This window comes from Pseudomonas sp. R3-41, from assembly GCF_054161485.1.
The window spans coordinates 5,613,632-5,626,293 of sequence record NZ_CP096421.1 but is presented as its reverse complement, the minus strand read 5'-3'; the positions used below and the strand labels follow the sequence as shown (position 1 = coordinate 5,626,293).

Genomic DNA, 12,662 nt, shown 5'->3' with positions numbered 1-12,662 from the left:
GAATAGGCCGCCGTCTTCGCGAGCAAGCCCGCTCCGACATTGGATCTGTGGTGTTCATCAAACCCTGTGGGAGCGAGCTTGCTCGCGATGGGGCCCTTCCAGCCAGCGAAAGGCTAAGGCCGATAAGCCCGCACGAACAACCCCACCACTTCCTGCACATGAGCCTCGGCGGCTTCCGGTTCCGGGGCCGGGCCGCAGCCTGACAACAAGCGGAAGTTCGCCGCGCCCTTGATCAGGCAGAAGAAATGCTCGGCGGCATTGCGCGGTTTATCGATGCTCAGGGCGCCGCTCTGGTTGACCTTGGTCAGCAGCCGCTCCATGCCTGAGAGCATCCGTTGCGGACCGGCTTCGTAGAAAATCGTCGACAGCTTCGGGTCCTGGCTGCCCAGGGCCATGATCAGGCGATGCAGGTTCAACGATTCATCGCTGTTGATCAGTTGGTTGAACCCGCGGGCAATGTTCAGCAACACGTGTTCGATGGGAACGCCGTCAGGCCATTCGTAAAACAGCGATGGCACCTGCTCTTCACATTTGGCCATCACGGCAGCGGAAAACAGCGTCTCCTTGTCGTTGAAATGGCTGTAGACCGTCAGCTTCGAAACTCCCGCCTCGGTGGCGACGGCGTCCATGCTGGTATTGGCATACCCCATGCTCAGGAACAGGCGTTTCGCCGCGTCGAGAATAGCCTGGCGCTTGGCCAGGTCCTTGGGGCGGCCTGGGCCGCTAGGGGTTGAAGGATTGTTCGACATTCTTCGCTTTAATACTGGACTGGTGAGTTTGCTATTAATAACATACTCGCCAGTATAATTATTCCAAGCACCATTAGCGAAAGGTCACTCGCCATGTTCCGCTATGCCCTGCCCCTCGTCATGCCAGTCGCCCTGGCTTTTTTATTGTCTGCGTGCGGTCATGACGAGCCGGTGCCCGTCGCCGTGCGTCCCGCCATGGTGGTCAAGCCCGAGCCGTCGGCCCAGGCGATGGACAGTTACCCTGGCGAAGTGCGGGCACGTTTCGAGCCTGAACTGGCCTTTCGCATTGGCGGCAAGGTGAGCCGACGACTGGTGGAAGAGGGGCAGCGGGTCAAGGCCAATCAACCGCTGGCCGAGCTCGACCCCGAGGACGTGCGCCTGCAACTGGAAGCGACCCGTGCCCAGGTCGCCGCCGCCGAGGCCAACCTGAACCTGGTCCGCGCCGAACGTGACCGCTACAAGACCTTGATGGAGCGGCAGATGGTCAGCCGCTCCCAATACGACAACGCCGAAAACCTCTACCGCTCCGGCACCGCGCGGCTCAAGCAGATCAAGGCCGAGTTCGATGTCGCCAACAACCAGGCCAGCTATTCGGTGCTGCGTGCGCCCCAGGATGGCGTGGTGGCCCGGCGCTCGGTGGAAGTCGGGCAGGTGGTTTCGGCCGGGCAAACCGTTTTTACCCTGGCCACCGATGGCGAGCGTGAAGTGCTGATCAGCCTGCCGGAACAGAGCTTTGGCCGGTTCAAGATTGGCCAGCCGGTGTCGGTCGAGTTGTGGAGCCAGCCTGACCAGCGCTTCAGCGGGCGGATTCGTGAGCTGTCGCCGGCCGCCGACCCCAAGTCCCGCACCTTCGCCGCCCGCGTGGCCTTCACCGCCGGCAGTGTTCCGGCGGAGCTGGGCCAAAGTGCCCGGGTGTTTATCCAGACGGCTGAAAAGGCGCCGCTGTCAGTGCCGCTATCAGCCCTCACTGCCGAGAATGGCGCCACCTACGTCTGGGTCGTCAACCCGGACAACACGGTCAAGAAAGCCCCGGTGCGCGTGGGTGCCTTTGGCGAAAAAAACGTGCCGGTGCTCGAAGGCTTGAGCGCCAATGACTGGGTGGTGGCGGCTGGCATACATGTGCTCCTCGACGGCCAGCAGGTGCGGCCGGTGGATCGCTCCAACCGCGTGGTCAACCTGGCGGCCAAGGAGTAATCCCAATGGGTTTCAATCTTTCCGAATGGGCGTTGCGTAACCGCCAGATCGTACTGTTCCTGATGCTGTTGCTGGCCATCGTCGGGGCGCTTTCCTACACCAAGCTCGGCCAGAGCGAGGATCCGCCGTTCACCTTCAAGGCCATGGTCATTCGCACCGTGTGGCCGGGAGCGACGGCCGAGGAAGTGTCGCGCCAAGTCACCGAGCGTATCGAAAAGAAGCTGATGGAAACCGGCGATTACGAAAAGATCGTCTCGTTCTCCCGCCCGGGGGAATCCCAGGTGACTTTCGCGGCGCGTGATTCCATGCATTCGGCGCAGATTCCCGAGCTGTGGTATCAGTTGCGCAAGAAGATCGGCGACATTCGCCACACCTTGCCGCCGGATGTCCAGGGGCCGTTCTTCAACGATGAATTCGGCACCACCTTCGGCAATATCTACGCGCTGACTGGCGAAGGCTTCGACTATGCCGTGCTCAAGGACTACGCCGATCGCATCCAGCTCCAGCTGCAGCGGGTCAAGGATGTGGGCAAGGTCGAACTGATCGGTTTGCAGGACGAGAAGATCTGGATCGAGTTGTCGAACGTTAAGCTGGCGACCCTCGGCCTGCCCTTGGCGGCGGTCCAGCAGGCCCTTGAAGAGCAGAACACGGTTTCCACCGCCGGCTTCTTCGAAACCGGCAGCGAGCGTTTGCAGCTACGGGTCTCGGGGAATTTCCAGACCGTGGAGGAGATCCGCAACTTCCCGATCCGGGTCGGCGACCGGACGTTCCGTATCAGCGACCTGGCGGACGTGCGCCGCGGTTTCAACGACCCGCCAGCGCCCCGCATGCGCTTCATGGGCGAGGACGCCATTGGCCTGGCCGTGGCGATGAAGCAAGGCGGGGATATCCTGATTCTGGGCAAGGCCCTTGAGGTCGACTTTGCTCGCCTCCAGAACTCACTGCCGGCCGGCATGCAATTGCACAAGGTGTCGGACCAGCCGGCGGCGGTAAAGACCGGGGTCGGTGAGTTCGTCCAGGTGCTGGTGGAAGCCCTGACGATCGTGTTGCTGGTGAGCTTCTTCTCCCTCGGGTTGCGCACCGGGATGGTGGTGGCCCTGGCGATTCCGCTGGTGTTGGCGATGACCTTCGCCGCCATGTATTACCTGGGGATCGGCCTGCACAAGATTTCCCTCGGTGCGCTGGTGTTGGCCCTGGGGTTGCTGGTGGACGACGCGATCATTGCGGTGGAGATGATGGCGATCAAGATGGAGCAGGGTTTCGACCGGATCAAGGCGGCCAGCTTCGCCTGGACCAGCACCGCATTCCCGATGCTCACCGGTACCTTGATTACGGCGGCGGGCTTCCTGCCGATCGCCACCGCGCAATCGGGCACCGGCGAATACACCCGCTCGATTTTCCAGGTGGTGACACTGGCATTGCTGGCCTCTTGGGTGGCTGCCGTGGTGTTCGTACCGTACCTGGGGGAAAAACTCCTGCCGGACCTGGCGAAAATTCACGCGGCCAAACATGGCACGACTGACGGCCAGACCGACCCTTACGGCACGCCGTTCTATCAGCGTGTCCGGCGGATGGTGGAGTGGTGCGTGCGTCGGCGCAAAACCGTCATCCTGCTGACCGTGCTGTTGTTTGTCGGCTCGGTGGCGTTGTTCCGTTTCGTGCCGCAGCAGTTCTTTCCGGCATCGGGGCGGCTGGAACTGATGGTCGACTTGAAACTGCAGGAAGGCGCCTCCCTGAGCAACACCGCCGAACAGGTCAAGCGCCTGGAAGCGCTGCTCAAGGACCATGCCGGCATCGACAATTACGTAGCCTACGTCGGCACCGGTTCACCGCGTTTCTACCTGCCGTTGGACCAACAGCTGCCGGCCTCCAGCTTCGCCCAGTTCGTGGTGCTGGCCAAGACCATCGAAGATCGCGAGCCGTTGCGCAGTTGGTTGATTTCGACCCTGAACGAGCAATTTCCGACCCTGCGCTCGCGGGTCACGCGCCTGGAAAACGGCCCGCCGGTCGGCTATCCGGTGCAGTTCCGCGTCACGGGTGAGCACATCGAAGAAGTCCGGGCCCTGGCGCGGAAAGTGGCGACAAAAGTTCGCGAAAACCCCTACGTGGTCAACGTGCATCTGGACTGGGAGGAGCCGAGCAAGGTGGTGTACCTCAACGTTGACCAGGACCGCGCCCGGGCCCTGGGTGTCAGCACCACCCACCTGGCGAGTTTCCTGCGCAGCTCCCTCACCGGCTCCAGCGTCAGCCAGTACCGGGAAGACAATGAATTGATCGAGATTTTGCTGCGCGGTACGGTGCATGAGCGCACCGAGTTGTCGTTGCTGCCGAGCCTGGCAGTGCCGACCGACAACGGCAAGAGTGTTGCCTTGTCGCAGATCGCGACGTTGGAATACGGTTTCGAGGAGGGCGTGATCTGGCACCGCAATCGGCTGCCGAGCGTGACCGTGCGGGCCGATATCTACGGCAAGGAACAACCGGCAACCCTGGTGCAACAGATCTTCCCGACCCTGGACCCGATTCGCGCCGAGCTGCCGGACGGTTACCTGCTGGAAGTGGGCGGTACGGTGGAGGATTCGGCCCGTGGCCAGAAATCGGTGAATGCCGGTGTGCCGTTGTTCATCGTGGTGGTGCTGACGCTGCTGATGCTGCAACTGCGCAGCTTCTCACGCACGGCCATGGTGTTCCTTACGGCGCCCCTGGGATTGATCGGCGTCACGCTGTTCCTGCTGGTGTTCCGCCAGCCGTTCGGCTTCGTCGCCATGCTGGGCACCATTGCGCTGTCGGGGATGATCATGCGCAACTCGGTGATCCTGGTGGACCAGATCGAGCAGGACATCAAGGCCGGGCTGGCGCCTTGGCAGGCGATCATCGAAGCCACGGTGCGACGCTTCCGCCCCATCGTGCTCACCGCACTGGCGGCGGTGCTGGCGATGATCCCGCTGTCGCGCAGTTTGTTCTTCGGGCCGATGGCGGTGGCGATCATGGGCGGCCTGATCGTGGCCACGGCGTTGACGCTGTTGTTCCTGCCAGCGTTGTATGCGGCGTGGTTCAGGGTCAAGAAAACCTGATCAACAGGTGTACACCTAACCTGTGGCGAGGGAGCTTGCTCCCGCTCGGTTGCGCAGCAACCGCAAAAGCTTGGGGCCGCTGCGCAGCCCAGCGGGAGCAAGCTCCCTCGCCACAGGATTGTGGTTTGTCAGATAGACGGTGTATTCATCGCGAGCAGGCTCGCTCCCACAGTGTTTTTGCGCTTGGCTTAGAGCGTACCGAACACCTTCTTCGCCAAACTGGTCGCCGCAGCCGCCGGGTTCTGGCGAATGGTGGCTTCCTGCTTGCCGATCATTTCGAACAAGCCGTCCAGCGCCTGTTCGGTCACGTAGTTTTCGATGTTGGCGCTCTTGGCATCCAGCACGCCGAAAGTGGCGGCCTGGCCGGCGAAGGCATTGTATTGTTGGGCCAGGCCGACCTTGTCGGTGGCTTGCTTGACGATGGGCAGGAACTTGGCGCGGATCTGCTCGCGGCTGCTCTTGTTCAGGTATTGCGTGGCCGAGTCGTTGCCGCCGCTCAAGATGCCCTTGGCATCGCTCACGCTCATGTTCTTCACGGCATTGACCAGGATCGGCTGGGCCTGGACCACTGCGGCCTCAGCAGCCTGGTTCATGCTGGTTTCCAGTTGATCGACCTGCTCGCCCATGCCGAAGGCCTTCATCTTGCTGGCAACTTTGCCCAGCTTGCCTGGCAGTTCGATCTTCACGTCCGGGTTGTTGCTGAAGCCGCCGGGTGTGCCCAGTTGCTTGACCGCCACCTGTGCGCCTTGGGTCAAGGCGTCCTTGAGGCCACCCGTGGCATCTTGTTGCGACAGTTCGCCCAGGGACAGGGCCATGGCATTGGCGCAGATCAACAGGCCGGCACACAGGCCGGTGAAACGAAGGGTAGAGCGGAGCATGGCAGCTTCCTTGATGGAATTTAAAAGGAATCAGCGTGCGGCGTTGACGCGAATCTTCAACGGCTGCGGATCTTTGCCATCGAGTTGGACCGTATGCTGTTCAGTGGTGATGAACATCAACTGGCCGTCCACTTCGATGCGGGCGCTCACGGCATAACGATGGCCGGGCTTGACCTGGTTGGGATCATAACTGAGGTGGAACGGCAACGGGACCTGGCCTTTGACCGGGCCGCGCTGCTCATCGAGCACCACCGCGGGAGCGTCGGCCAGGGAAACGTCCTGCAGGCTCACGCTCAAGGTGGCGTTGGGCGGCAGGGCGATGCGTTGCAGATAGAAGACTTCGCCATCGAGGCTCGCGACGGAGGCGGCGGGTGGCGTTGATGATTGGCACGCGGCCAGCAGTGAAGTGAATGCAAGCAGAAGACATTTTTTCATGTGGAAGTACCTTTCCTTTGACGCCAGCAACACGCTGGCGTCAAAGAGAATCTGGAGGATTCGGCACTAAAAATCCAGCCGAAACGTAACGACTCAGACGTTGGACGCGATCGAACGATCAGTTTCATTGGCCGACGAGGGCGCCAGGCTCAGATCGATCTCAACGTCTTGATCGCCTCCATTCCAAATGAAGGTGTGTTCGTTATCGGCTAGAAGGTCAGTGCCTTCATGGTTGATTTGCATCTTCGCCGAGAACTCATCCCCTGGGACAGCCGGGTCGAAACCGGGAACGATGTGGAAGGAAAAGACCAGAGGTGTTCCCGCCGGAAATACGTTGGAGCTGATGGCAGGATAGGCGCCTGGCAGGCCGGTCTTTTTTTCGATGGAAATTGCATAGTCCCCTGCGCCTGTTTGTGGGACTTGATAATCGTCTGGCAGACGCAGTGTTACGTTGATTGCGTGTTTCATGAGTTGAATTCCTTTTCAATACGTCGAGATTGACGTAAGCCCATCCTAGAGAGCTGCTCCAAAGTTCTCTGTAGGTCTTTTCTCCGTTTGACGTCGCTTTGGCCGCTGCGCAACGTCGGAGTACGCCTGTCTATCGACCGATGCACTCACCAGAACCGTTCTCTGTTCACGGTGAGTGATCGGCATGCGTCAAAGGTCGGGGTTGACGGCGACCTCCGCCGCGTCTTCACTGCGATGCAATGCCACCTGGCGGATCGACAAACGAATCTCCGCCGGCAGCACCCGCTTGGCCGCACCTTCGGCCAGTTCGCCGAGCAGCTCGTGATAGCTGAGCTTGCCCGCTTCGTCCCGGCGCAGCACGTCGAGGTCGAGCATCGTCTGGATAAAGTGGCGGAACAGGCTCTTGTCGAAGAATTCCGGCGCATTCAGGCCATGCAGGATCGACAGGCGCTGGGCCATGACGGTGCAGAGGTCTTCCAGTTCTTCGGCGCTGACGGTGTTTTGACCGCTGTTGAGCAGCAGCGAGACGGTCATGTAGAAGCGCTGCAAGGTCTGGGCGATGCTTTTCGACAGCAACGTCAGCAGCACGAAGTGCCGCGAACTTGGCGCCGGACGCAGGTACAGGTCGTTTTCGAAACGCAGCAGGCCCTGTTCGACGAACGCGTCGAGCCACTGGTCGACCACGCCGTCCAGTTCTTCCAGCGACCAGCGAATGAACAGCTCCGATTGCAGGTACGGGTACAACGCATGGGTGTAGCGCAGGATCTGTTCGCGGCTCATGCGCGAGCTGCTCTGGAAGAAGCTCGCCAGCAACGCCGGCAGGGCGAAGATGTGCAGCACGTTGTTGCGGTAGTAGGTCATCAGCACCGCGTTCTGCTCGTCCAGGTACAGAATCTTGCCCAGGGCATCGCTCTGTTCCGACAGCAGGTCCATGCCTTTGACGTGCTTGATCAGCGCTTGGCCATCGCCTTCGGGCAGGGTGGTATGGGGCGAGTACGGGACTTTGCGCAACAACGCCAGGTACAGGTCGAGCACCCGGGCCATGGCGCGGTCGTCCAGGGCCAGGCGGCTGGTGGACAGCAGCGCCAGGGCGACGAGGTTGACCGGGTTGATGGCCGCGGCTTCGTTCAGGTGCCGGGCCACGCGTTCGCCGAGGCGGTGGGTGGTCGCGTTGAGCCAGGCCGGTTTGAATTGCGGGCCCAATTCCTGTTGGCGCCAATCCGGTTGTTCGCTGTCGAGGAATTCCGCCAGCTTGATGGGTTCGCCGAAGTTCACCGCCACCTGGCCGAAGCGCTGCTTGAGGGCGCCGATGACCTTGAAGATGTCGAAGATCGATTCTTTTTTCTTGCTGGCCCCGCGCAGTTCGCCCAGGTAGGTGCGGCCTTCCAATACCCGTTCATAACCGATGTAGACCGGCACGAAGACGATGGGCATGCGTGACGAACGCAGGAAGCTGCGCAGGGTGATGGCGAGCATGCCAGTCTTGGGTTGCAGCATGCGCCCGGTGCGCGAACGACCGCCCTCGACGAAGTATTCCACCGGAAAGCCTTTGGTGAACAGCGTGTGCAGGTATTCGTTGAATACCGCGGTGTAGAGCGGGTTGCCCTTGAAGGTGCGGCGCATGAAAAACGCCCCGCCACGGCGCAGCAGGCCGCCGATCACCGGCATGTTGAGGTTGATGCCGGCAGCGATGTGCGGCGGCGTCAGGCCGTTGCGAAACAGCAGGTATGACAGCAGCAGGTAGTCGATGTGGCTGCGGTGGCACGGCACATAGATGACTTCGTGGCCCTGGGCGACGTTCTGCACGCCTTCGATGTGGTTGACCTTGATGCCGTCGTAGATCTTGTTCCAGAACCAGCTCAGCACCACTTCCAGGAAACGGATCGCGGTGTAGGTGTAGTCCGAGGCAATTTCGTTGCCGTAGCGCAGGGCCTGGGCCTTGGCTTTTTCCGGGGAGATCTTTTCCCGCTCGGCTTCCTCGGCAATCGCCTGCTTGACCAGCGGCTGGTTCAACAGGCCCTTGACCAAGTGGCGTCGGTGGGAAATGTCAGGGCCGATGACCGCCGCCTTCAGATTGCGGAAGTGCACCCGCAAAATCCGCTGGGCCATGCGCACGGTGCGTTCGTGACCCTTGTCGTGTTCGATCAATTCGCGCAGGTGGATCGGCGCGGAGAATTGCACGCGGGTCTTGCGCCCCAGGATCATGATGCTCAGCAGGCGACGCAGGCGCCCGGTGACGGCCCAGCTGTCGGCAAACAACAGCTTCCAGGGGCTGGATTCGCTGTCCGGCGACTGCCCCCAGAACACGCTGACCGGGATGATCTGTGCATCTTCGGCGGCGTTGTGGGTCAGGGCGTCGACCAGCCGCGTCAGGGTGGGCGGCGCACCGCGCTTGTCCTGGCGCCCGATCCAGTCTGGCGCTGGCGTCAGGTAGAAAAACGCCGCCGGCTCCAGCAGGTTGCCCACCGAGACCGGGAGCACCGGACGGGGCAGGCCGGCCTTGGTGCATTCGGTGTCGAGCACCGCCAGGTCGGTGAGCGAGGGATCTTGCAGGACGTAGAACACCGGACGACTGCGGTCGAGGTTGAGGGTGAAGGACGACTGGTTGATCGTCTCGGAGCGAACCCAGAGGTACAACAGTCGGCGCAGGGTGCCAAACACAAGACGGCGGAACGGGGAGCGGGTCATACGGCTTCTGCATGAGTGGATAAAACCGAGCGGCTGCTCGGGCTCGCTAGTGTGCCGGATTCATCGAAAATCGGCAAAAAAGCGCCGAAGTAAAGTCAGTTGAGAGTTTTTCCGGGTGTCATATACTCGGCCGGTTACTGCTCCGGTCTTCTCCATGGACGGCCGGACGGTGGCTTGGGTTCGTACGGCTTTGCCTTTTGCAGTCGGGCGGGAAAAGCCGACTTAATAATAAGAGATGGGAGTGAGCATCATGGCAGCACGGGAAACCGGCAGTGTGAAGTGGTTCAACGATGCGAAGGGTTACGGCTTCATCCAGCGTGAAGGCAGCGCGGATGTATTCGTGCATTACCGCGCGATTCGCGGCGAAGGCCACCGTTCACTGACTGAAGGCCAGCAGGTCGAGTACGCGGTGGTGGAAGGGCAGAAGGGCTTGCAGGCTGAGGATGTGGTGGGGTTGTAACCCGTTCTTGCAGTCACTGCAAATCCCTTGTGGGAGCGGGCTTGCTCGCGAAAGCGGTGTGTCAGCCAATGAAAATATTGCCTGATATACCGCTTTCGCGAGCAAGCCCGCTCCCACATTTAGGTTCAGGTTGGACCTGAGACTAGGGTCACGCCGTCTTCCAGGTAATCTCTTCTTCCCCATCGGCGCTGATGCGAATCCAGCGGTCCGCCGATTCTTCCCCTTCCTCTTCCACCCAGGAGCCAGGCGCGCAGCGCACTTCGACGTTCAGCGCGGCGAAGGCGGCGCGGGCGCAGGCGATGTCGTCTTCCCACGGGGTCTGGTCGCTTTCCAGGTACAGGCTGTTCCATTTGCCCACGGCCTTCGGCAGCCAGGTCACCGGGATGTTGCCAGCCTTGCACTTGTAGGTCTGGCCTTTCTGTACCCAGTCGCTGCAAGGGCCCAGGGCCTGGCCGAGCCAGTGGGCAATGGCCTTGTGGTCGACGTCGGCGTCCTTCAGGTAAATCTCGATATCGGGTTGGCGCATGGATGTCCTCGCTGCGGTCTTGAAAAATCCATTCGCGGATTTAACTGGCCCCAGGCGATTGCCCGAGGCCAAAAGGTCATTATTGAAGAATGAAATAATCGTAGCGCATCGACACCGTGACTTCGAACGGCTCGGCCTGCTCGATCACGCTGGCACGGCGTTCGGCACTGGCGCGCCAGCCATGGGGCGTCATCGCCAGCAGGTTGGCGCGGTCCTGGCCATCGGTGAGCACCAGTGTGAATTCGAGGGTTTCGCTGTGATCCAGCTCCATGCCCGGTGGTACCAGGGCCAGGTGCTTGTCGTCGGTGTATTCGCGCACTTCGTCGTAGAGACGCTCGCGCAATTCCATCAGGTGGCCGGCGGTAGGGCCGACTTTCATCAGTCCGCCGCCGGGGCTGAGCAAGCGCTTGGCCTCCTGCCAGTCCAGCGGGCTGAAAACGCTGGCCAGGAACTGGCAACAGCCGTCCGCCAGCGGCACCCGGGCCATGCTGGCGATCAACCAGGTCAGTTGCGGGTTACGCTTGCAGGCTCGTTTGACCGCTTCGCGAGAGATGTCCAGGGCATAGCCATCGGCATTGGGCAGCGCTTCGGCAATTTGCGCGGTGTAGTAGCCTTCACCGCAACCGATGTCGAGCCAGCGCCCAGGCGCACGTTCGGCGGCCAGCTCGGCCAGGCGCCGGGCGACCGGGGCGTAATGCCCGGCGTTGAGAAAGTCGCGGCGAGCTTCGACCATCGCCTGGTTGTCGCCAGGGTCGCGGCTGTTCTTGTGCTGCACCGGCAGCAGGTTCAGGTAACCCTGCCGCGCACGGTCGAACCGATGCCCGGCCGGGCACACCACGCCGGTGTCCGCCGCGTTCAGCGGCTCACTGCAGATCGGACAGGCAAGCATTAGGCGAGCAACTTGATCAGCGTCTTGTAGTAGATCTCGGTGAGCACGTCGAGATCGGCGGCCAGCACACGTTCGTTGACCTGATGGATGGTCGCGTTGACCGGCCCCAGTTCTACCACTTGCGTGCCCATGGTGGCGATGAAACGACCGTCGGACGTGCCGCCGCTGGTGGAGGCTTTGGTTTCGCGTCCGGTCACGTCCTTGATGCTCGACGACACGGCGTCCAGCAAGGCACCCGGCTCAGTGAGGAATGGCAGGCCGGACAAGGCCCAGTCGATGTGCCAGTCCAGTTGATGCTTGTCAAGGATATCGGCGACGCGTTGTTGCAGGCCTTCGACGGTGGATTCGGTGGAGAAACGGAAATTGAACACCGCTTCCAGGTCACCGGGGATCACGTTGGTCGCACCGGTGCCGGAATTGAGGTTGGAAATCTGGAAACTGGTCGGCGGGAAGAAATCGTTGCCGTGGTCCCAATGCTCGGCCGCCAATTCAGCCAGGGCCGGCGCGGCCAGATGGATCGGGTTCTTCGCCAGGTGTGGATAAGCCACGTGGCCTTGCTTGCCGCGCACGGTCAGCTTCGCGCCGAGGGAGCCGCGCCGGCCATTCTTGACCACGTCGCCCACCAACGTGGTGCTCGACGGCTCGCCGACGATGCACCAGTCCAGGCGTTCCTGGCGGGCCTTGAGGCGTTCGACCACGGCTTTGGTGCCGTGGTGGGCCGGGCCTTCTTCATCGCTGGTGATCAGGAAAGTCAGCGAGCCCTTGTGGTCCGGGTAGTCGGCGACGAACCGCTCGGCCGCCACGACCATCGCCGCCAGGCTGCCTTTCATGTCCGCCGCGCCACGGCCGCAGAGCATGCCCTGCTCGTCGATGACCGCGTTGAACGGGTCGAGCTGCCAGGCCTGCACCGGACCGGTCGGCACCACGTCGGTGTGCCCGGCGAAGCACAGCACCGGCCCGTCATGCTTGCCATGGCTGGCCCAGAAGTTATCCACATCCTCGATACGCATCGGCTCAAGCTTGAAACCGGCGTCGCCCAGGCGCTGCATCATGATGTTTTGGCAATCGGCATCCACCGGCGTCACGGACGGACGGCGAATCAGGTCGCAGGCGAGTTGCAGGGTCGGCGAGAGGTCGGCGTGGGCCGTCATGGAAAACTCCGGAAGCTGGAAAGGAGATCGCAGTCCATGTGGGAGCGGGCTTGCTCGCGAAGCTCTTAGCGTCAGTGATGACGCCTTCGCGAGCAAGCCCGCTCCCACAGGTCCTGAGTTCGACCGTTGGATGGTATTCGGCCGACGCTTACA

11 protein-coding genes are annotated in these 12,662 nt (G+C 61.7%); 3 read left to right on the top strand and 8 right to left on the bottom strand.

Features of this window, described 5'->3' with window-relative positions; genetic code table 11:
• Positions 1-113: 113 nt before the first annotated feature.
• The gene (locus M1D99_RS24320) at positions 114-749 is read right to left on the bottom strand and encodes a TetR/AcrR family transcriptional regulator (RefSeq protein WP_186705480.1); all 636 of its coding nucleotides are present in this window, start codon (positions 747-749) and stop codon (positions 114-116) included.
• A 93-nt stretch (positions 750-842) separates the two neighbouring features.
• Between M1D99_RS24320 and M1D99_RS24315 the strand changes: the two genes are divergently transcribed.
• Together M1D99_RS24315 and M1D99_RS24310 are read left to right on the top strand one after the other, a co-directional pair.
• Positions 843-1,943 (top strand): efflux RND transporter periplasmic adaptor subunit, encoded by a 1,101-nt coding sequence (locus tag M1D99_RS24315; RefSeq protein ID WP_434572116.1) that lies wholly within the window; start codon positions 843-845, stop codon positions 1,941-1,943.
• A gap of 5 nt (positions 1,944-1,948) precedes the next feature.
• A complete protein-coding gene (locus M1D99_RS24310; protein ID WP_434572114.1) occupies positions 1,949-5,014 on the top strand; it encodes an efflux RND transporter permease subunit in 3,066 nt (1,021 codons plus the stop codon).
• Positions 5,015-5,202: 188 nt separating this feature from the next.
• Here the strand turns inward: M1D99_RS24310 and M1D99_RS24305 are convergent, their stop codons facing one another.
• The 4 genes from M1D99_RS24305 to plsB all read right to left on the bottom strand — a co-directional run bounded on the left by M1D99_RS24305 (position 5,203) and on the right by plsB (position 9,483).
• Positions 5,203-5,892: a DUF4197 domain-containing protein gene (locus M1D99_RS24305; RefSeq protein WP_434572112.1), complete on the bottom strand. Its 690-nt coding sequence runs from the start codon at positions 5,890-5,892 to the stop codon at positions 5,203-5,205.
• A 30-nt stretch (positions 5,893-5,922) separates the two neighbouring features.
• Positions 5,923-6,327 (bottom strand): YbaY family lipoprotein, encoded by a 405-nt coding sequence (locus M1D99_RS24300; RefSeq protein ID WP_434572111.1) that lies wholly within the window; start codon positions 6,325-6,327, stop codon positions 5,923-5,925.
• 93 nt (positions 6,328-6,420) lie between these two features.
• The gene (locus M1D99_RS24295; protein WP_434572110.1) at positions 6,421-6,795 is read right to left on the bottom strand and encodes a hypothetical protein; all 375 of its coding nucleotides are present in this window, start codon (positions 6,793-6,795) and stop codon (positions 6,421-6,423) included.
• A 189-nt stretch (positions 6,796-6,984) separates the two neighbouring features.
• On the bottom strand, positions 6,985-9,483 hold the full coding sequence (gene plsB, locus M1D99_RS24290; protein ID WP_458130881.1) for a glycerol-3-phosphate 1-O-acyltransferase PlsB: 2,499 nt from the start codon (positions 9,481-9,483) through the stop codon (positions 6,985-6,987).
• A gap of 250 nt (positions 9,484-9,733) precedes the next feature.
• On the opposite strand from plsB, the gene M1D99_RS24285 reads away from it, so the two are divergent.
• Positions 9,734-9,943: a cold shock domain-containing protein gene (locus M1D99_RS24285; protein WP_207965472.1), complete on the top strand. Its 210-nt coding sequence runs from the start codon at positions 9,734-9,736 to the stop codon at positions 9,941-9,943.
• A 148-nt stretch (positions 9,944-10,091) separates the two neighbouring features.
• Here M1D99_RS24285 and M1D99_RS24280 read toward each other — a convergent pair whose 3' ends face one another.
• The 3 genes from M1D99_RS24280 to dapE all read right to left on the bottom strand — a co-directional run bounded on the left by M1D99_RS24280 (position 10,092) and on the right by dapE (position 12,509).
• Positions 10,092-10,469 carry a hypothetical protein gene (locus M1D99_RS24280; RefSeq protein ID WP_186705487.1) on the bottom strand — a complete coding sequence of 126 codons (378 nt, stop codon included), beginning with the start codon at positions 10,467-10,469 and terminating at the stop codon, positions 10,092-10,094.
• Positions 10,470-10,548: 79 nt separating this feature from the next.
• Positions 10,549-11,358 carry a putative RNA methyltransferase gene (locus M1D99_RS24275; protein WP_186705488.1) on the bottom strand — a complete coding sequence of 270 codons (810 nt, stop codon included), beginning with the start codon at positions 11,356-11,358 and terminating at the stop codon, positions 10,549-10,551.
• Positions 11,358-12,509: a succinyl-diaminopimelate desuccinylase gene (dapE, locus tag M1D99_RS24270; RefSeq protein WP_186705489.1), complete on the bottom strand. Its 1,152-nt coding sequence runs from the start codon at positions 12,507-12,509 to the stop codon at positions 11,358-11,360. The genes M1D99_RS24275 and dapE overlap by 1 nt, the downstream gene beginning before the upstream one ends.
• Positions 12,510-12,662: the final 153 nt, after the last annotated feature.

What these genes read in the sequence shown, in the direction of transcription:
- M1D99_RS24320 (WP_186705480.1), bottom strand. Translation starts at nt 749, where the DNA reads ATGTCGAACAATCCTTCAACCCCTAGCGGCCCAGGCCGCCCCAAGGAC.
- M1D99_RS24310 (WP_434572114.1), top strand. Translation starts at nt 1,949, where the DNA reads ATGGGTTTCAATCTTTCCGAATGGGCGTTGCGTAACCGCCAGATCGTA.
- plsB (WP_458130881.1), bottom strand. Translation starts at nt 9,483, where the DNA reads ATGACCCGCTCCCCGTTCCGCCGTCTTGTGTTTGGCACCCTGCGCCGA.
- M1D99_RS24295 (WP_434572110.1), bottom strand. Translation starts at nt 6,795, where the DNA reads ATGAAACACGCAATCAACGTAACACTGCGTCTGCCAGACGATTATCAA.
- M1D99_RS24300 (WP_434572111.1), bottom strand. Translation starts at nt 6,327, where the DNA reads ATGAAAAAATGTCTTCTGCTTGCATTCACTTCACTGCTGGCCGCGTGC.
- M1D99_RS24315 (WP_434572116.1), top strand. Translation starts at nt 843, where the DNA reads ATGTTCCGCTATGCCCTGCCCCTCGTCATGCCAGTCGCCCTGGCTTTT.
- dapE (WP_186705489.1), bottom strand. Translation starts at nt 12,509, where the DNA reads ATGACGGCCCACGCCGACCTCTCGCCGACCCTGCAACTCGCCTGCGAC.
- M1D99_RS24275 (WP_186705488.1), bottom strand. Translation starts at nt 11,358, where the DNA reads ATGCTTGCCTGTCCGATCTGCAGTGAGCCGCTGAACGCGGCGGACACC.
- M1D99_RS24280 (WP_186705487.1), bottom strand. Translation starts at nt 10,469, where the DNA reads ATGCGCCAACCCGATATCGAGATTTACCTGAAGGACGCCGACGTCGAC.
- M1D99_RS24285 (WP_207965472.1), top strand. Translation starts at nt 9,734, where the DNA reads ATGGCAGCACGGGAAACCGGCAGTGTGAAGTGGTTCAACGATGCGAAG.
- M1D99_RS24305 (WP_434572112.1), bottom strand. Translation starts at nt 5,892, where the DNA reads ATGCTCCGCTCTACCCTTCGTTTCACCGGCCTGTGTGCCGGCCTGTTG.